This window comes from Leptospira haakeii (genome assembly GCF_002812045.1).
Taxonomy (GTDB): domain Bacteria; phylum Spirochaetota; class Leptospiria; order Leptospirales; family Leptospiraceae; genus Leptospira_B; species Leptospira_B haakeii.
The window spans coordinates 25,677-45,170 of sequence record NZ_NPEG01000004.1 but is presented as its reverse complement, the minus strand read 5'-3'; the positions used below and the strand labels follow the sequence as shown (position 1 = coordinate 45,170).

Sequence of the window (19,494 nt, the reverse complement as noted above, 5' to 3'; positions counted from 1 at the left end):
TTGGTCCTTTTTGAGACCAGTATTTTCCTTTATTATCCCTTGGTAATTAAATTTTGAAAGAAGGCGCCTGTTTTTCCGGAAGCCAACTGTTCTAATGCTGTTTTATATCCATCTAGGATAGAACTAGCTTTACCCAAGGTGAAAAGCCCTGCTCCAGCGTTCAAGGCAACTGCATGGGTGCCCGCGATCTTCTCTCCTGCCAGGATCTTTCTAGCTAAGGACTCAGCTTGGTCCGGCCCACTGGTAAATACTTCCTCAGGATTCAGATCTTTTAAACCCAGATCTTTAGGATCAAAGTCTTTTCTGGAGATAACTCCATCTTCTAACAGAGTATAATCCGTTTTTTCGAAAATGGAAAATTCATCCAGTCCGTCTCGAGAATGACATACTAGGGCCCTTCTCAAACCCAAACCTTGCAGAACTCGGATAAAAGTTTCAGTCAATTCAGGCTCGTACACACCAATGATCTGATATTGAGGAGAGAATGGATTACTCAGAGGTCCGATCATATTAAATAAGGTTCTAAAACCCAATTCTCTACGTACAGGTCCTGCAAACTTCATAGATGGATGCCACATAGGAGCGAATAAGAATGCAAATCCGTTTTCTACTAAGTGGGATTCCACTTCTTCTTGGGTCTTTTCAGTATTATAACCTAGCCTTCCCAGGATATCACTAGAACCGGTATGAGAAGAAACAGAACGGTTGCCATGTTTTGCAACCTTGATCCCAAGAGAAGAAAGTACGATTGCAGAAAGTGTGGAGATATTCACCGTTCCTTTTCCGTCGCCGCCTGTCCCACAGGTGTCCAACATATCAAAAGGAAAAGCGGTTTTAGGTTTGAGCGCGTTACGGCGAAGAGCCAAACAGAAACCCAATAGTTCGTCTACTGTTTCTCCTTTTGCTCTCATTGCGGTCAAAAAAGAAGAAAGTAGGATCTCAGATACTTCTCCTCTCATTACTGAATTGATCACAGTCTCCGCTTCCGAAACTGTAAGATTCTTTTTTTCTAAAACTTTGATGATAGCTTGTCTAATTTCCATTTTTACCGAATGCCCTCCGTATAGAGCTGTAACGGATCACTTCCCTGTTTGAGATCAAATAACGAATTCCGGAAAGTACGGTGATGAGAGTGGTCAATAGCATTCCGAAATAAGGAACAAATCCACCCAATCCGAATACCAATTCATTCCAGCCGGGGGCACCGTTTTCCTGCCAAACCTTAACGAATGCAACTGCGTTTTCGGAAGCTATCCCAAAAACGGTCATTCCTGCAAGTTTGCCACTTTGGTAGACCTCATTGATCAGAATTCTTTTATTCGAAGAAACTAATATAAAGAAGATCAAAATTAGAATAATGGCTCCCATTTGGAAGGCGGTCTTAACCTTTCCAAGCATGGTGGTTCGGATAGATTTCCCTAAACGGATCGCAAGATAACGTAATGTTGTGATCAACATATCTCTTCCGATGATAAGTACTACCATCCAAAGTTCGATCTGTTCGTGTAAAAATATAAATGTTGTAAAACAGCCTACTACAATGATCTTATCTGCAAGTGGGTCTAAAAATTTCCCGAACTCGGTCTCTTGTTTCCATTTTCTGGCCAGATAACCGTCCACAAAATCAGTGATAGATGCAAGAGAGAATAAAACCAGAGCGGCGATATGATACGCCTGTTCCTTCTGATATAAGAACCAGATAAAAAAAGGAAGTGAAGCTACTCTCAGTACGGTAAGAGCGTTGGGTAAGTTAATATTCGGATTCAAGATTCCAACCAAGTTCCCATCATGTCATATTCGTAAAAAGATTCGATTTTCACTTTTCCGATTGTTCCCGGCTTCAAAGAAGGATCTTCTACATAAACCACTTCGTCTATTTCAGGAGCATCTTGCAAACGTCTGACGATTGCAGTATTACCTTCTAATCCATCTACTATCGCAGTATATGTTTTACCTATTCTGGATTCATGGATCTCTTGTAAGATTTTCAAATGTGTATCTCGGATCAGATTGATCCTTTTCGCCTTCTCCTTGTCGGAAACTGTTTGGGTAAGATCTGCACCCTTAGTTCCCTCTTGAGGAGAATAAGAAAATAAATTCAATTTTTCAGGACGAGTCTCTTCCACAAAACGTAGGATCTCATCCACATCTTCTCCTGTTTCTCCAGGAAAACCTAAGATAAAAGAAGTCCTGATCTCAAGATCAGGTCTCATTTCTCTTGCGAGAGAATATAGATCCCTGAACTGGGAATATCCGCCGCTTCTATTCATGTTTTTCAATACTCTTTCTGAAACATGTTGAAGAGGAGATTCCAGATAAGGAGCGATCTTAGTAGTTTCTCCCATGAGTCTGAGGATTTTTTCAGTCTTCTTATCAGGATATAAATATAATAATCTTAATATTTCCAGGTTCTCGACATCCGAGACAGCCTTGATCATATCCAGAAGTTTGTCGGAGTCTTTTCCGTAATACACTGTATCTTGGGAAACTAAACAGATCTCTTTTGCACCTGCGGCAATCGCTCTTTTAGTATCCCTAATGATCTCTTCCAAAGGAGAATCCACGAATTTTCCGCGAAGGGAAGGAATGATACAAAATGCACAACCTCTATTACAACCATCAGAAACTTTCACATACGCATAAGGTTTAGAATAGTTTTCTATCTCGGGAGAAAGTTTCATTCTTTCTACTATATCTGAGTTGAATTCGGTTTTTGCAGGAGAAGAGATATCCCTGCGGAAAGCTTCTTTAATGATCTTTCCTGCTTGGGAATATTTTCCGGTTCCAAATACCAGATCCACTTCCGGGATCTCCGCAGAAATATCTTTCGGATATCTTTCAGCAAAACATCCTACTACGACTAATTTCTGGCCTTCTTGTTTTTTAGCGTGAGCCGCACCCAAAATAGTTTGGATGGTCTCTTCGGTAGCGGAGCGGATAAAAGTACAGGTATTGATCAGATGGAAGTCGGACTCTTCCGGTTTTGTTGCCGGAAGAAAACCTTCTTCCAAAAGAGAGTGGTGCATGCTCATGGAGTCCACGGTATTTTTGGGACATCCAAGAGTGGTAATGTAGAACTTTTTATCCAAACGAAGCCTTACTCGCCCAACTCCTTAATGATAAACTGAGTGCTATCGTAAGGGTTTGGTGTTTTTATATAAACTTTCTTAACTAATTTTCCGGGACGTCCTAAAACAACTTTAGGTTTTCCGTTTTGGATCATCTCCACTGCGGAACCGTCTCCAACTTTGATCTCCAGACGATCTTTCGCTTCTAGCGTTTTATTTTCTCCACCTTGTACAAGGCCTCTAAATCCCATTTGCCCGTCTATCATGAACTCTGCATAACTCGGTTTAGAGAAAAATAATGTAACCTGGATCGGAACATCACCTAAGGTTTTGGTGGAGTCTTCTCCTTGAGGATTAGACTGTACAGTAGCGCCTTGTTTCTCTTCTTCACTTAAAGAAACCAAAACTTTTGCGGAACTTCCGGTCACACTTTGAGCAGCGATCCTGATACTTCTACGTAAGGAAGAAATTTCAGGAATAGAATAGCTAAGCACCTTTTCCTGTCCTTCGGACAATCTGAATTTGTAAACGGTCAATTCGGGATACACATTGAATGCAAGAACTGCAGTGTTCGTATCAGACCCTTGTTCTACTGAAGAAATGAAAAGTTTACATTGTTGGTTAGAAGCACTAAAACTTACACCTTGGTTCGCAGTTAAGATAAAACTTTCAGGTCTTGTTTCAGGAACGGAACGATTGATAAAATCTATGTTTTCAGGGATCTCTAACCTTCTTCCACTTTCTTCCGCTACATCGTCATCAGAAGAAGACCCGTCAATGAAGGTATAAAGTAGAACAGCCGCAATCGCCACCATCAGAACCGAAATAGCAGTGATCAGTTTGTTCTTATCGAAGTTTAGATCATAATAAAAATTAGAAGTAGGTTTGGTGAGCTCTTCTAGAGGAGCTTGGGACTCTTCTATCTTTTCACCTCTATATAAATTGATCAGCATCCCCGTGTCTAGCTTTAAGTAACTACCATAGTTTTTTAGGAAACCTATGGTAAAAGTTTCTCCAGGAAACTGAGCATAGTCCTCTGTCTCCAATGCGAGAATATATTTAACGGAAATATTCGTATCCTTGGATACGTCCTTTACAGTGAGCTTTTTTTCTTCCCTAGCCTCTCTAAGGATTTGCCCTACTCGTTTCTGATTCAATTTCGCTCTCCTTTCCTAGGAAGATTTATTCTTCCGACACCAAGGGGTTATTTACGATTTTAGAATTACCGTCAGGACGGAAATTAAATACTCCATCCTCGACATCTGCATTCGGATCCAATCCGAAAAATTCTACAGTGGTGGTCTTACCTCTTCCGTCACTTGCAATTGCCTTTTTAATAAAGGAAGTTTGCGCGTCTACGTAAAGTGTCATAGTTTCATAACCGCCGATCTTCTCTCTTTGTTCCAAAGCCAATACGAAATATTGACGATTGTCTTTAGGAGAAATCTGAGGTTGTTCTATAGACTCGAATTTATAATGATACTTTCTGAAAATCCTGGAAAGCCCCTCTTCTGTCATTGGCGAAAAAATAGGACCGGATTTATTAGATTTATTTAATGTAAGATCCTGCTTTCCTGCGGCATTTAATCTTTTGATGAAGATCCAAAGAGTTTTTCCATCGGAAACGATCTCATCACCGGAAGGATCTGAAAATTCATATTTGATCTTTCCACCTTTCTTATAATAGCAGACACCTTTTTTAGTGACCACTTTTTTGTTCGATTCCGTTTGGATTACAAAATCAGCCTTATAAGCTTTTAGGTCCGAAAAAGTTTTTCTGACTTTTTTAACCACTTCAGAAGGTGAATTCCAATGGTGTTTTGCGGAGGACTGAGCGCCTAGGGAGAAGCTGCCGAATAAAACGACAAGGCCAAGGGCGATAAATATAGAACGATTGCTTCTGGTATCTTTCATTCTCAGGTAATGCAGGGATTTTTTTCCAGGATGGCGAGTATCCGCCCCACTGTCACTTGGTTTCTTTTCCCGGCCTGGAAATTCCTAGACCGGGTCGAATTTTTATGCGGACCTTAAAATTTCCCGTCCCTTAGATCCCAGAATCGGAGAAACGTATCCCCTTTCTTCCATTAATTCCATGATCCGGGCCGCCCTGTTATAGCCGATTTTCAAACGTCTTTGTAAGTAGCTTGCGCTCGCTTTTCTATCCGTTCTTACTATTTCCCAGGCCTTATCAAATAGCTCCTCATCCATCTCTTCTGCAGATTCAGATTCGGTCTCTTCTTCCAAATCGAATTCTACGTAGGTAGGAGCTCCGTATTTTTTGGCCTCATCCACGATCTTCTCAATCTCTTCTTCAGAGATAAATGGAGCCTGGATCCTTGCCAGGTCCGCAGAAGTAGGAGACTTATACAACATGTCTCCTTTTCCAAGAAGAGACTCTGCACCATTCATATCCAAAATGATCTTCGAATCCGTTTTTTGGGCCACATGAAATGCAATCCTAGCAGGACAGTTTGCTTTGATAAGACCGGTAATCACATCCACAGAAGGTCTTTGGGTCGCCATCACTAAATGGATCCCGACCGCTCTGGACTTCTGGCTGATACGAGTGATCGCATCTTCCAGATCTTTTCCGGAAACCATCATTAGATCAGCAAGCTCATCAATAAACACCACAAGATAAGGCATTTTATTATAACCTTCTTTGTGATAATGTTCTTCTACTTTCTCATTATAAGAACGGAAGTCCCTACATTTCAATTGGGAAACGGCCTCATAACGCGCTTCCATCTCTTGGATCACCCAAGAAAGGGATTTGGTTGCTTTACGAGCATCTTTGATCACTGGCATAAGAAGATGAGGAATATCCTCGAACAAGGTAAGTTCCACCATCTTAGGGTCGATCATGATAAAACGAACTTCTTCCGGAGAAAGATTCAGGACAAGAGAAGCGATCATCGCATTTAAACAAACAGATTTACCGGAACCTGTAGTTCCGGCCACAAGCAAGTGAGGAAGTTTATTCAGATCGATGGATACTAGCTTACCGGAGATATCCTTACCGATCACAATATTTAGATCTTTTTTAGGTTTAGGAGCTAAAGAAGAACGTAATATATCTCCTAAGAAAACATCTTCTCTATGTTTATTAGGCACCTCTATACCGATCGTGGATTTACCCGGAATAGGAGCGACAATACGTATATTCTTAACTGCAAGATACATTCTTAGCTCGTCAGTTAAAGAAGTGATCCTTCCCAATTTTACACCAGGAGGAGGAGTGAGTTCGTAACGTGTGATAATAGGGCCTCTTTCCCAACCTACCACCTTAGCTTCGTAACCGTATACTTTCAGAGCATTCTCTATCTCGAACGCAACCTTTTCCGATTCTACTTTGAAAAGTGCATCTTGGACCTTTGTAGGATTGCTCTTCAAACGATTCAGAGGAATATGATACACAGAACGTTTAGAACGGAATACTGGCACCATAGAAACAGGCGTAAAAGGAAGTTCAGATTGTTTCGGTTTCTCTTGTTTTTTCTCAGGGACAACTGCAGGAGGAGAAAGTAATGCACTAGGAATGACTATCGGCTCCGCCTCTACAACTACAGTTGGTTCGTCGGATTCTTCTATTTCTTCCTCGTATTCTTCTTCCGAGTCTTCTAGTTCGTCTAAAGAATCTTCCTCTTCAGTCCATTCTTCCAGCTCTTCGCCTTCTTCTAAGAAGTTTTCCTCTTCTGTAGAAACATCTTCTATAATTTCTTTATTAGAAATGAGAGGTTGGATATCCTCTTCCAACTCTTCCGGTTCTGCAACTACGGACTGAACTTCTTCTTTCGTAAAAGAAGGTAGTGTAGAAGTTTCACTCCTAAGATCCAAGATCTCCCATGCTTTTTTGGAAGAAGCAGCTGGAACTTCTTCTTTTCTTTCCGGAACTCCGTATACCTTCTCAACAAGTCGAGAAGAAGCAGTTTGGAATTGGAAAATTTTTCTATCATCTTCAAAAAACCCTTGGAGAAGACCTGAGTTTCTATATTGCACATTAGATTCTCTTAAGTCCTGGGTCTTAGAGTATCCCTTTGCTTTTTGTATATATGATTCTAGATTTGTAGCAGCTTTCACTGGATTTTGTTTCTCCGAAGAAGGACCCGAAACTTCTCTGCGAAACCAAGGAGGCACGTTTTCTTCAGAAACTTCAGTGTTTGTTTCTTTCCAAGAAGGAATTGAATTCATCATACCTGCAAGACCTTTGGACCAATCAGCCGATTTGGTTTTTGCAAATGCAGGTTCGTAATTTGGGATCTCGTCTTCTTTTTTGGTTCTTCCACTCATATAACCGGAAAGCCATTGCTCCTTCCAGTCCCGGCCGCTTTGTGCAAGAAGCCTTCCTAAAAAATGGACCGGAGATTCGTTCAAATAAACAAGTATGCCGTAAAAATAGACCACAAAATGGATAAGAAGTCTTCCGGTAGAACCAAGAAGATATTCCAAAGCCACGGCTAATGCCTGGCCGAGAACCCCACCGTTAGATGCAAATGGAACTGTGGAAACATTTCCGAAAACATTTAAACTCACAGCGACTGCGAGTAAGAATAATGGAATGGTAAGAAGTTTGTTCGTTACATCCTGAGCGGGTTTAGCAAGAAGGATCCCGCCAGTTAAAATAAGCATGATGCCGGGAACAAAGGAGGCATTTCCGAATAAGTATAAAAATCCCCAGGAAAGATAATGGCCCAGTCTACCGAAAAGGTTGGCTTCCACTCCATTTTCAGCGATGGTAAAGGAACCAAGAGAAAGGGTCAGGAAAATCCCAGTGAAAAGTAGAAGATATGGCAATGCCGCTCTTCCCTTTTCCCAAATCGCTATATTTTGTCCGACTATTTGGTCCCTTCTATCCATACTCCCTAAGGATCGGCAGAAATATGGAATCCGAAAAGAGACTTAATTCCGGGAAAAGAGACGCAAAGTTAAAAAAAAGAGACAGAGTTTTTGCTAATCTCCGCGCCTCAAAAACCGGTGCTACCGAACCCCCCTGCTCCTCTTTCGGATTCAGGAAGTTCAGTCACAAGTTCCCAGTCTGTATGCCAAGTGCGGCGGATCAATAATTGAGCAATTCTAGTTTTGTCTTCGAGAAGATATGGCTCTTTTCCCAGGTTGAGTAGAGGTACCATCAATTCTCCTCTATAATCAGAGTCGATTGTACCTGGAGTATTTGGAATTAAGATCTTAAACTTAGTAGAAAATCCGGAACGAGGTCTGATTTCGAAATGAAATCCTTCCGGAATAGCGAAAGAAAGTCCTGTAGGAACTAAAACCACTTCCCCAACGGGTAATGCCAGAGTGGAATCCAAACAAGCAGCAATATCATAACCTGCAGAACCTGATGTTTTGATCTCCGGTAAGAGCGCCTTCTCTTTTAACTTCTTAATCGGAATTTTCATATTAGTACGAATAGGATTCGAAAATAGATTTTATTTTTTGCTCTTCTTTCGGTTTTAATTTTGCCAAAACGGAAAGATGCAACTCAGGAAGTGCGAATATTTTTCGAACAGTCTCGTTGATCTCTTCTTCAGTTACTGAATGGATCTCTTTGATCCTATTTTCTAAAGAATTGTATTTTCCATAGTATAACTCTTGGAAAGCTATATTATTCATTCTACTTTCAGTATGCTCATAACCAATGGAAAGACTTCCTTCATGATTGGTCTTGGCATCTTTCAATTCTTGGGAAGTAACTCCCTTATCCACGAAAAGTTTAACTTCTGCCAAGATCAGTTCCAGGCTTTCTGCAAATCTTTCCTTAGAAGAGGAACATACGATCGAATTTATCCCAACATCACGATAAGAAGAAGGATAACTTGTAATATGATAGCAAAGTCCTTTTTCTTCCCTTACTTTTTGGAATAAACGAGAGGACATTCCCCCGCCTAAAACATGTGTGAGAAGAGACAGCCTTGTAGCATCATGGAAATTTCGAGGAAAACCTTCCGCGCCTAAAATAAAATAGGCCTGTTCAGTTTCCTTATTTCCTTTGCGGAAATATCCGAATTCTTTTTTAGGAGTTTCGAATGTTCCTTCTTTTCCTTTTTTAACCGAATGGGAGAAGTATTTAGAGATCAGATCGAATACAAACTCAGGTTCGTAATTTCCGGAAAGAGAAAGTATCATATTCTCCGGATGATAATAGGTTTCGTAAAATTTCCTGAGACTAGTAGGAGTTACTCCTCTGATCGAGGCTTCGGTCCCTATAATATCTCTACCTAAAGAATTTTCTCTGAATAAATTATTATAATAAAAATCGTGAATGGCATCTTCCGGAGAATCTTCATACCCCTTCATCTCTTCCAAAACGACTTCCGCTTCTGTACGGATATCTTGGTCCCTAAACAAAGGTTGGAACATCATTTCTGAAAGTAATTCCAATCCGAGTTCCAGATCTCTGGAAGCTAAGGTTGCATGAAAGTAAGTGTATTCTCTGGAAGTGGCCGCGTTAGAGTAAGCTCCTACTCTTTCCCAATCTTCCGCTTGTTGTTTTGCAGTTCGCTTTTCAGTGTCTTTAAAAAGCATATGCTCTAGGAAATGACAGTAACCAGCGTTTTCCAAAGTTTCAGACCTGGATCCCACTTTTACATACACTCCCATAGACACGCTTACTGAATAAGGAGCTCGTTGGAACAAGACTACAAGTCCGTTCCCTAATGTTATTTTATGATTTTTTTCTTCTAGAAAAACCAATGTACTACCCGGCGAAAAAATTTCGCCGGTCTTATTCACTTTAAACTTCGAGAGCGTCTCTTCTGGAAAGATCGATCTTACCTGTTTTATCCACGTTCAATACGCGGACACGGATGATCTCACCTTCTTTAACTACGTCTTTCACTGAATTCACACGTTTGGAATCCAATTTGGAAATATGGCAAAGTCCTTCTTTACCTGGCAGAATCTCCACAAAGGCACCGAAATCGGTTATACGTTTTACTTTGCCTTCGTAAATTTTTCCTACTTCTACTTCCGCGAAGAAACCTTCTACCATACCTGCAGCTTTTTCTGCCTGCTCTTGGTTGGCTCCAGCGATAGTCACTTTTCCATCGTCGTCTATATTAATATCCGCTCCGGAAGCTTCGATGATTCCACGGATGTTTTTACCACCTGGACCGATCAATTCTCCGATACGATCTTTAGGTATATATTTTACGATAATTTTAGGAGCAGTACGAGAAACGGAATCCGCAGCTTTGGAGATGGATTTTTCCATCACATCCAAAATATGGAAACGAGCTTTTTCTGCCTGAGCAAATACTGCTTCAAGAACGTTAAACGCAACACCAGTTACTTTTAAGTCCATTTGGAATGCAGTAATTCCTTTTCTAGTTCCTGCGATTTTGCAGTCCATATCACCAAAATGATCTTCCAATCCCGCGATATCGGATAATACTGCAAATCTTCCACTCTCATCGGAGAATAATCCCATTGCAATTCCGGAAACTGCGGACTTGATCGGAACTCCTGCTGCCATTAGAGCCAATGATCCGGAACATACGGAAGCCATGGAAGAAGATCCATTGGATTCTAAAATTTCGGATACAACTCTGATCACATAAGGGAAATCATCCGGCTTAGGAAGAACTAATTTAAGAGCTCTTTCTGCCAAGTTTCCATGACCGATCTCTCTACGACCTGGTCCGGAAGATCTTCTTACTTCTCCTACTGAGAATGCAGGGAAATTATAATGAAGCATGAAGTTCTTTTCTTTCTGACCTTCCAATGTTTCATAACGTTGGTTGTCGGATGCAGTTCCAAGAGTTACTGTTCCCAAAGACTGGGTTTGACCTCTTGTAAATACTGCGGAACCGTGAACTCCCGGAAGAGGACTCATCTCTACGCTGATATTTCGGATTTCGTCCAACTTTCTTCCGTCGAAACGAACTCCTTCTTTCAATACCTGCTCTCTTACGATCTCATACTCGAGTTCATGTAAGAAGTTTTTGATGTCCTTGATCTTTTCAGATTCGGTAACGGTTTCTTTGAAGTGTTCTACAACTTCTTTGTTTGCATTAGAAATTTCTTTATTACGAGAAGCTTTATCTGCAGTTTTATTTGCAGAAGAGATCTTATCGAATGCATATTTGCGAACTTCGCCCAAAAGAGTTTCGTCTTTTACTTTGAGTTTAACTTCTTTTTTGACTACAGCGAGTTCTTTCGCCCAGGACTCTTGAAGTTCTACAAATTTAGCAATATGCCCGTGAGCAAACTTCAATGCTTCCAACATTTCTGTGTTGGATAATTCCTTTGCTTCTCCCTCTATCATTACGATATGGGTTTTAGTTCCTGCAACTACCAGATCCAGATCGGAATTTTGTAGTTCTTTATTACCAGGATTTAATACGAGTTCTCCGTTAATTCTTCCTACTCTTGCTCCAGCAATTGGACCATTAAAAGGAATATTAGAGATCGTTAATGCTGCAGAAGCTGCATTCAACGCGTGACCAGCTGTAGAAATTTCGTTATCCGCAGAAAGAACAGTTACCTGCAATTGAACTTCGCAGAAATATCCTTCAGGGAAAAGAGGACGGATCGGTCTGTCGATAATCCTGGAGTTTAAAACCTCATGCTCATAAGGTTTTGCTTCTCTTTTAAAATATCCACCTGGGAATCTACCTACTGAATAAACTTTTTCAGAATATTCGCAAGTAAGTGGGAAGAAGTCTTGGCCTTCTTTAGGTTCGTCTGCGGCACAAACAGTTGCTAATAAAACTAGATTTCCGGTTTTATATACTACGGACCCGTGGGCTTGCTTCGCCCAATCTCCCGTTTCGAGAGTGATTGAATCACGGCCAAATTGGCCATTAATAGTTTTAGCCATGAGGAACTCCTTACTTGCGGAGTCCGAGAGCTTCGATTAATTTTTTATAACGTTCTAGATCAGTACGTTTTAGGTATTCTTGTAATCTTTTACGCTTGCTGATAAGTTTAAGAAGACCGGTTTTAGAATGAAAATCTTTCTTATGAGTTTTAAAATGCTCGTTAAGATCTTTGATTTGAGCGTCTAGAAGAGCGATTTGGACTTCTGTTGAACCAGTGTCCCCTTGCCCTTTTGCAAATGTGGATATAATTTGCTTCTTTTGTTCCGTAGTTACCATAGTTTGATTGTACCTGTTGCCAATTTTCGGGGGCCTAGCCCCCTGTCCAAGCTAATTTTTAGAAAAGACCTTCAAATATTTATACGAAAGGCTGCCAGGAAGTCCCTCCCTCCTGCAATATGCCAAAATCTCTCCTTCCGGAGAGGTAAGTAGGAACTCCTGAGCCGGGATCCAATCCAATTTGATCTTTTTCCCGTGAAAAACGTCTTTTACCTCTGTACTTGGGATCTCAACGGAAGGAATATCCAGAATCTCTTCCGGAGGATGGATAATTGCTTTTCCAAGTAATAATGCCTCGTAGGTATCGGCTTGCTCCAGCTTCAGTTTACCCACTTTAGTCCTATTCAAGGACTTAAGACACATTGGGATCCCAGCTTCTTCGGCTATATCCATAACAAGTTTACGGATATACGTTCCGCCAGAAACCCTCGTCTTTAATTTGAAACCTTCCTGGCAGAAGTCTCCGGCTGAAAATTCGAATATTTTGATCTTACGAATACTTGGTGGAACAGAGATTCCTTCTCTGAATAATTTGGCTCTTCTCTGCCCTTGCACCTTCAGTGCGGAAACTTCTGGCGCAATCTGTTCTTCCCAGCTGGAAACCTTGGAAAGAATTTCTTCCAATTTAGGCATGGATTCTCGGTACCATTTTTGGATCTTAGGAGTTTCCCAATCTTCTACCACTAAACCTTCTCTGTCTCCAGAGTCAGTGGAGAAGCCGATCTGGACTTCGGCCTCGTATTCTTTATCTTTTCCTAAAAATACTTGGGAGAAACTTGTCGAAGTGCCTACAGGTAGCACCATCAAACCGGAGGCAGCCTTATCTAAGGTACCTGTGTGACCTACCTTTTTAAGTCCGAGAGTTTTTTTGGCTTTTAAAACCAGATCAGAGGAAGTCATTCCAATCGGTTTATCCAAGAGTAGAAATCCGAATTCAGTCCGGATTTGTTGGTTTTCTCGTAAGTCGGAGGGATTCATCTAAACCTTGGATATATTCTTCGTCCCAAACAAAACTCATTCTAGGTGTGATCCTTAGATTGAGTTTTGTGGAAAGAGTCGCGGCAAATTTACCCGAGGCACTATTTAATCCAGCGAGTAATTTTTCCTTTTTTTTGTCCGTTACGATAGCCGTTACGTACACCTTTAGATTTTTGGAATCGTCCGAGAGTTCCGATCTGTGAACGGAAACCATATGGACCCTTGGGTCCTTAACTTTCCCGGCCAGGATCATCATGGCGACGGTACGAACCGTCTCCGCTTCGATTTTCCTTTTACGGATCGGATTCACTCTAACACTACTCCAGTTTCCGTTTTACTATTGTGACAGTATAAGCTTCGATCGTGTCGCCTGCTTTGAAGTCATTGTAATTTTCCAACTGGATACCACATTCGAAATTGTTCACCACTTCGTTGACTTCGTCTTTGAATCTTCGAAGAGACTTGAGTTTTCCATCGAATACTTGGACTCCATCGCTGATCACGCGGATACCGGAAGCTTTTGTGATCTTTCCGGAAGTAACCATACAACCTGCGATATTTCCGATCTTGGAAACCTTGAAAACTTCTCTGATCTCTGCTGTTCCGATAACTTCTTCGATCCTTTCTGGTTCGAGAAGTCCTTCCATCGCCATCTTGATCTCATCCACAACCTGATAAATGATGTTGTAGTATTTGATCTGAACGCCTTCTTTCTCAGCGAGTGCAATTGTTTTAGGATTCGCACGAACATGGAAACCGATTACGATCGCGTTAGAAGCGGATGCAAGCATCACGTCCATATCCACGATAGCTCCCGCCCCGGACTGAATTACGTTCAGTTTTACATCCGAAGTGGAAAGTTTTTCAAGAGCTTCCTTGATCGCTTCTGCAGAACCACGAACGTCTGCTTTGATAATTACTTTCAGTTCTTTTAATGCACCCTGTTTGATGAACTCGTTCATGTTTTCCAGAGTAACTTTGGAACCTGCAGCTCCTGCGTTTCCGATTCTTTCGAATTCGATACGGTGTTGAGAGATGTTTCTTGCTTCCTTTTCGTCTTCCACGGAATCGAAAGGTGCTCCTGCATCAGGAACTCCGTCGAGTCCAGTTACCTGAACAGGGAAAGCAGGTCCCGCTTCCTTGATCAGATGACCGTAATCATCGTACATCGCACGAACTCTACCGGAGAATACGCCGGCTACAAACGGATCTCCAACTCTTAGAGTTCCGTTTTGGATAAGAACTGTTGCAACTGCTCCACGACCCGGATCCAGTTTCGCCTCAACGATTGTACCTTTTGCTCTACGTTTAGGGTTCGCTTTCAGATCCAGAACTTCTGCTTGTAGAAGTACTGATTCTAAAAGTTTATCGATCCCGATATTTTCTTTCGCAGAGATCTTGCAATACATAGTGTCTCCGCCCCATTCTTCGGATTGGAGTCCGTGGTTAGCAAGTTCTTGCATGATCTTATCAGGATTTGCAGCAGGTAGATCCACTTTGTTGATTGCAACAATGATAGGAACTTTTGCATCTTTAGCATGAGATAATGCTTCTAAAGTTTGAGGCATTACTCCATCGTCAGCAGCAACCACTAAGATCACGATATCCGTTACCTTAGCTCCCCTTGCTCTCATAGAGGTAAATGCTTCGTGACCAGGAGTATCCAAGAAGGTAATTTCCCCTCTGGAAGTTTTTACCTGGTAAGCACCGATATGTTGTGTAATTCCACCGGACTCGGTATCGATGACGGAAGACTTACGGATAGTATCCAATAGTTTTGTCTTACCATGGTCAACGTGACCCATGATGGTAACGACAGGAGGTCTATGGATATAATCTTCCGGACTGTCTTTTTCTTCGTCGATTAGAGTTTCTTCATATAGAGAAACTACTTTTACCTTACAACCATATTCATCTGCGAGAATCGATGCGGTTTCTGCATCGATGATATTATTGATGGTCACCATCATTCCCATTTTCATGAGTTTTCCGATGACATCTCCCGGCTTAAGATTCATTTTCTTAGCCAGTTCTCCTACTTGGACATTCTCCAAAAGAGTGATCTCTTTCGGTACGGAAACTCCAGTCGGCCCGCTTACTTTTTGTTTTTTGTAATTCTGTCTGAAGAATCTAGAGTTTTCAGAACCTTCTGATCCCTCTGGTCTTCCGCCTCTATCTTTATCATTACGTTTTTTGCCGGAAGGAACACCTCTTCCGCCTTCTACAGGTCCTAAACCTGGAGGTGGAGTTCCTGCTCCAGGGCCGCCTCTAAATCCGCCACCCTGACCGCCTGGGCCTCCTCGGAAACCACCGCCTTGGCCGCCACCTGGACCACCACGAAATCCTCCGCCCTGTCCACCTTGGCCTCCACGATATCCGCCACCGCCTTGGCCACCTTGACCGCCTTGGTAACCGCCACCGCCCTGACCACCCTGGCCTCCGCGATATCCACCGCCACCGCCTTCACGGTTTTGGTATCCGCCGCCTTGACCACCTTGGTAACCACCACCTTCGCGATTTTGGTAACCTTGGTTTCCGTCAGAACGATTGCCTCGGTAATTTCCGCCGCCCTCGCGATTTTGGTTTGGGAACGTCGGTCTCTGATTTGGACGAGATACTATAATATTATTGTCTTCTCTCTGGAATGGAGGTCTACCTTCTCCTAAAATATGTTCAGGAGGAGCAGATCTTGGAACTGGAGGCTCTTGGCGAGTGCTTGGTTCCGGAAAGAGAGGTTCTTTTTTAGGAGGAGTAGAACTTTTAGGAGTGCTTGGAGAGGAGGAAGCTGCAGCAGCCGGTTTGCTTGGAGCTGGATCTGTAGGGGCCTCTTTCTTTGCAGAAGTAGAAGGCGTTTTTTCGTCCGGCTTCTTTTTGATAACCAGCTTCTTCTTCTTACTTGCGTCAGCAGAAGCAGAAGCAGAAGCAGAGCCCTGGAGCTTTTCCTTGATTGATTTATTCTTTTCTTCCATATAATGTCCTGGTCAAGTACGCGATGTACTAAAAACGGGTCCTAAGCCCAAACTCTCAAAATTGAGAGATCAGCTCTCCTCCACCCACTCTACAGATTCCGCCAATATCCTAAGGATTTGTGCGGCAGTAGTCTGTCCTATACCGGGGAGTTTCGCCAAGTCATCCTGGCTGATCTCGATCAACGTCTCGACGTTATTGATCCCTGCGCTCCTTAATAGGCCAATCAATCGGGTAGAAAGTCCAGGTAAATCTTCTAGAGCAGTTGCTCCATCGTCTTCTTCTTCCGTATTAGCAACTGGAGGACTAAATAATTTATCCAATCTCTCTCTCGCTTCCGGAGAAGAAAACTCTTCGTTATACTGGGCTATTGTTTTGATATCGATCCTAAATCCGGTTAACTGTGAAGCCAACTTTACATTGGAACCATTGATCCCGATTGCAAGAGATAATTGTTCTTCAGGAACGATTACCATTGCTTCTCTACCTACGGAATCTGCCTTTACATCGTAAGGTTTTGCCGGAGAGATCGCGTTTGCGATAAACTCTGTCGGATCCGAAGAGTATTGAACGATATCTATTCTTTCGTTTCCTAATTCCCTAACGATGGACTGGATACGAACCCCTTTCATACCAACGCAGGCTCCCACAGGATCAATATCTCCTCTGGTAGCATACACCACTACTTTGGTACGAATGGAAGGTTGACGAGCCACGTTTACGATCTCTACGAGTCCATCGTAGATCTCTGGGATTTCCATTTCGAAAAGTTTACGAACAAAGTCTGCAGATGCTCTGGAAAGAGTGATCACTGGGATCGGTTCTCTCGGACGAAGTTCAACTTTTTGTATGATTGCTTTTAGACGATCCCCGCTATGATATTTTTCTCCGGGGTTTTGCTCACGCTTAGGCATAACTCCCTCGACCTTACCAAGATCGATGGACATAGCGTCTTTTTTCCAACGTTGGAAATATCCGTGAGTCAGTTCGCCTTCTTTTGCTTTGTATTCCTGATACAGAAGTTCTTTTTCCATATCTCTCAAACGTTGGAATACCATTTGTTTTGCTTGAGATGAAATGATCCTGGAAAGCTCCATCGGCTTTTCTCTAAAATCCAGAACCTCTCCCTCGGTTGCGTTAGGATAAATAGCCTTAGCATCTTCTAAGGAGATTTCCAAACCGTTTGCAGGCGAAGCCTCTACAACTTTGCGGGATACAACTATAACGACATTTTCTCCGTCTCCGGAGGAAGCAAATTCTACCTTGATCGGACTTTCCTCTTCTTCAAGAGTTTCGATGCCCGACTTCTTTTTGTACGCGGTAATCAAAGAGTCACGAATGACTCCCATCACGGCTTCCCTGTCTAAGGATTTGTCGGCACAAAATTGCTGGATCGCTTCCAACAGATTGACTTCGACTTCTTTCTTCTTAACTGCCATAATCAAATACTTACGTACAAATTTCCTTTCAGTATATCCTTCAATTCCAGAATGACTTCCTTTTTTTTAGCACCTTTTGTTTTCCTCTTGGAAAACAGTTCTAAAAAGATCTTGTCCTCTTTCCTATCCAGAATCTTAAAGATTCCTTCTTTATCGCCCGACCCTTCTGACTTATAGACGAGTCGGACCGGTATTCCACGGAATCTATCCAGATCCTCGGGAATCACCAGTTTTCTTTCCGCACCTGCGGAAGAAACCTTAAGAGTATAGTTCAGATCTGGTGAGATCTGCTCCAACTCTTCATTCAGTTTTCTGGAAACTTGCTCACATTCCAGAAGGCTGACGGAACCGTACGGGTGTTCGAGGTGATCCAACTCTACCTCGATCAGCGTATGGTTTGGCCTTTGGCTAACCATGAGTGCATACAGCTTGACGGGAGTGAGAAGGATTCGATCTAAGATCGTTTCGATAACTTCTTTACTGACTGTCAATGCCGGCCTTACAGAGAGTCTCTGAACCGCTTCGTTTTGCCTCAAAAAAGAGGAAAAAACAACCTACAAAAACGGATTATCTCCGAATTTTTTAGGTTTTTCCCATACATTCAATGGGTGGTTCCCGATATTCATTCAAAATATTTTTGGCTTACCCTAGTGTAAAGTAAAAAATACGCCTAGTTCCGAGCCATCCTATTGATACGAGCGAAATTGCTTGTTTTCATATACTAAAAAGAAGGATAGTAACGAAATGTCCCGGGCAAACCAAAAATAGGCTCGGGTTTTTATTAGAACCATGCAAAATTCTTTTACTTTCAAAATTTGGACCTCATCTGTCCGCAAATACCTTCCATTTTTCTTAACTTCCATCTTAGTGATAGGAGCTTGTTCCAAATTCCGGGTGGATGATTATAATCCTTATCTATACGGAAGAGTTAAATTAGGAAAAGATTTAAAAGAATTACAAGTTAGCATAGTCAATCGGGTTCCGACAAATGTTCCGAACCAAGTTGCAGTTGCTTCCGGAGTGATTTACGTTCCGGATTTTGAACAATCTCTGATCAAAGCATTCAATTCTGACGGAGATCTAAAGTTTGTGATCGGAAACTCCAAAGAAAAACAGGACAAAGTCAAAACTTATAATATTAAATTAGGTAGAATCGGATTGGTTACCGTTTCTGACGGAGATGATATCTATGTTCAGTCCAGAATTTCCAGAGAAGATGCAAAGTCAGATAAAGTAGCCGAAAACATTTATACAAAAAAATCCGGAGAATTTCGTACGGAAGCGGAAGAAGCGGTTCCTTCCGTGATCTTAAAAATAAATGATTCCGGAAAACTTTCCCAAACAATCTACGCGGATGGAGTAGGAGGTTCTATTCCATTCGGTTACGTAGAAAGAATGGAAGCTGGGAATAACGATCTATTATTCGTCTTCCATAGACAAAATGGAGTGATGAGACTTAGTATTTTTGACGAGTCCGGAAAATTAAAACAAAAGGTAGAAGGTTCCGATTTCAAAGATTCTTTGAATCAGGGCGAAGCATACACTTGGTATGTGGACTCTTTTATCTCACATCCGGACGGAGAGTATGTGCTCGGCTCCTTTAGCTTTTACGAAACTAAATCCGGAAGATTCAAAAACAGAAAGATCATAAAATATGAACTCAAAGACAAAAGGATCACTCCGATCAAAGAGATCCAAGATCCTTCCGAAACATTATATTGGGTCCTGAACAATGATAACTTCTTCATCTGGGAAACAGAAGTAGAAGAAGGAAATTCGATCCGATTACAAGTTCACGACGAAGATGGGAATCATGTAAATAATATCCGACTCAACTACCCTCCACCTCGCGGATTATGGAGAGAAACTTGGATGGATACAAACGACGAAATCTATTCCATGAAAATCAGATCCGGTTATTTAGAGATCCATAAATGGAAATAA

The 19,494-nt window shown here is 41.9% G+C and carries 16 protein-coding genes; 1 reads left to right on the top strand and 15 read right to left on the bottom strand.

Annotation, left to right across the window (positions count from 1 at the left end):
- Window positions 1–32 precede the first annotated feature (32 nt).
- The 15 genes from trpD to rimP form a co-directional block, all read right to left on the bottom strand.
- Window positions 33–1,043, bottom strand: coding sequence for an anthranilate phosphoribosyltransferase (gene trpD, locus CH377_RS09105; RefSeq protein WP_100723508.1), 1,011 nt, complete (start codon window positions 1,041–1,043; stop codon window positions 33–35).
- Window positions 1,033–1,767, bottom strand: a complete 735-nt coding sequence (gene pgsA / locus CH377_RS09100; RefSeq protein ID WP_100723650.1) for a CDP-diacylglycerol--glycerol-3-phosphate 3-phosphatidyltransferase — start codon at window positions 1,765–1,767, stop codon at window positions 1,033–1,035. The genes trpD and pgsA overlap by 11 nt, the downstream gene beginning before the upstream one ends.
- On the bottom strand, window positions 1,764–3,089 hold the full coding sequence (rimO, locus tag CH377_RS09095) for a 30S ribosomal protein S12 methylthiotransferase RimO (RefSeq protein WP_100723507.1): 1,326 nt from the start codon (window positions 3,087–3,089) through the stop codon (window positions 1,764–1,766). Before rimO ends, pgsA begins: the two co-directional genes overlap by 4 nt.
- Before the next feature lie 8 nt (window positions 3,090–3,097).
- Window positions 3,098–4,225, bottom strand: coding sequence for a helix-turn-helix domain-containing protein (locus CH377_RS09090; RefSeq protein ID WP_100723506.1), 1,128 nt, complete (start codon window positions 4,223–4,225; stop codon window positions 3,098–3,100).
- Between the two features lie 25 nt (window positions 4,226–4,250).
- A complete protein-coding gene (locus tag CH377_RS09085; protein ID WP_100723505.1) occupies window positions 4,251–4,982 on the bottom strand; it encodes a LolA family protein in 732 nt (243 codons plus the stop codon).
- Window positions 4,983–5,084: 102 nt separating this feature from the next.
- On the bottom strand, window positions 5,085–7,925 hold the full coding sequence (locus CH377_RS09080) for a DNA translocase FtsK (protein ID WP_100723504.1): 2,841 nt from the start codon (window positions 7,923–7,925) through the stop codon (window positions 5,085–5,087).
- Between the two features lie 107 nt (window positions 7,926–8,032).
- On the bottom strand, window positions 8,033–8,467 hold the full coding sequence (dut, locus tag CH377_RS09075; protein ID WP_100723503.1) for a dUTP diphosphatase: 435 nt from the start codon (window positions 8,465–8,467) through the stop codon (window positions 8,033–8,035).
- Window position 8,468: 1 nt separating this feature from the next.
- Entirely contained in the window at window positions 8,469–9,761 is a 1,293-nt protein-coding gene (locus tag CH377_RS09070; RefSeq protein WP_100723649.1) for a M16 family metallopeptidase, read from the bottom strand.
- A 40-nt stretch (window positions 9,762–9,801) separates the two neighbouring features.
- Entirely contained in the window at window positions 9,802–11,889 is a 2,088-nt protein-coding gene (gene pnp, locus CH377_RS09065; protein WP_100723502.1) for a polyribonucleotide nucleotidyltransferase, read from the bottom strand.
- Between the two features lie 10 nt (window positions 11,890–11,899).
- Entirely contained in the window at window positions 11,900–12,166 is a 267-nt protein-coding gene (gene rpsO / locus CH377_RS09060) for a 30S ribosomal protein S15 (protein ID WP_100723501.1), read from the bottom strand.
- Window positions 12,167–12,217: 51 nt separating this feature from the next.
- Complete coding sequence (gene truB / locus CH377_RS09055; RefSeq protein WP_100723500.1) at window positions 12,218–13,144, bottom strand: tRNA pseudouridine(55) synthase TruB; 927 nt, start codon at window positions 13,142–13,144, stop codon at window positions 12,218–12,220.
- A complete protein-coding gene (gene rbfA, locus CH377_RS09050) occupies window positions 13,101–13,454 on the bottom strand; it encodes a 30S ribosome-binding factor RbfA (protein WP_086446695.1) in 354 nt (117 codons plus the stop codon). Before rbfA ends, truB begins: the two co-directional genes overlap by 44 nt.
- A 7-nt stretch (window positions 13,455–13,461) precedes the next feature.
- Entirely contained in the window at window positions 13,462–16,113 is a 2,652-nt protein-coding gene (gene infB / locus CH377_RS09045) for a translation initiation factor IF-2 (protein WP_100723499.1), read from the bottom strand.
- Between the two features lie 69 nt (window positions 16,114–16,182).
- Entirely contained in the window at window positions 16,183–17,550 is a 1,368-nt protein-coding gene (gene nusA / locus CH377_RS09040) for a transcription termination factor NusA (protein WP_100723498.1), read from the bottom strand.
- Window positions 17,551–17,552: 2 nt separating this feature from the next.
- The gene (gene rimP / locus CH377_RS09035; protein WP_243401993.1) at window positions 17,553–17,978 is read right to left on the bottom strand and encodes a ribosome maturation factor RimP; all 426 of its coding nucleotides are present in this window, start codon (window positions 17,976–17,978) and stop codon (window positions 17,553–17,555) included.
- 361 nt (window positions 17,979–18,339) lie between these two features.
- Between rimP and CH377_RS09030 the strand changes: the two genes are divergently transcribed.
- Window positions 18,340–19,494 carry an LIC_12708 family protein gene (locus CH377_RS09030; RefSeq protein ID WP_100723497.1) on the top strand — a complete coding sequence of 385 codons (1,155 nt, stop codon included), beginning with the start codon at window positions 18,340–18,342 and terminating at the stop codon, window positions 19,492–19,494.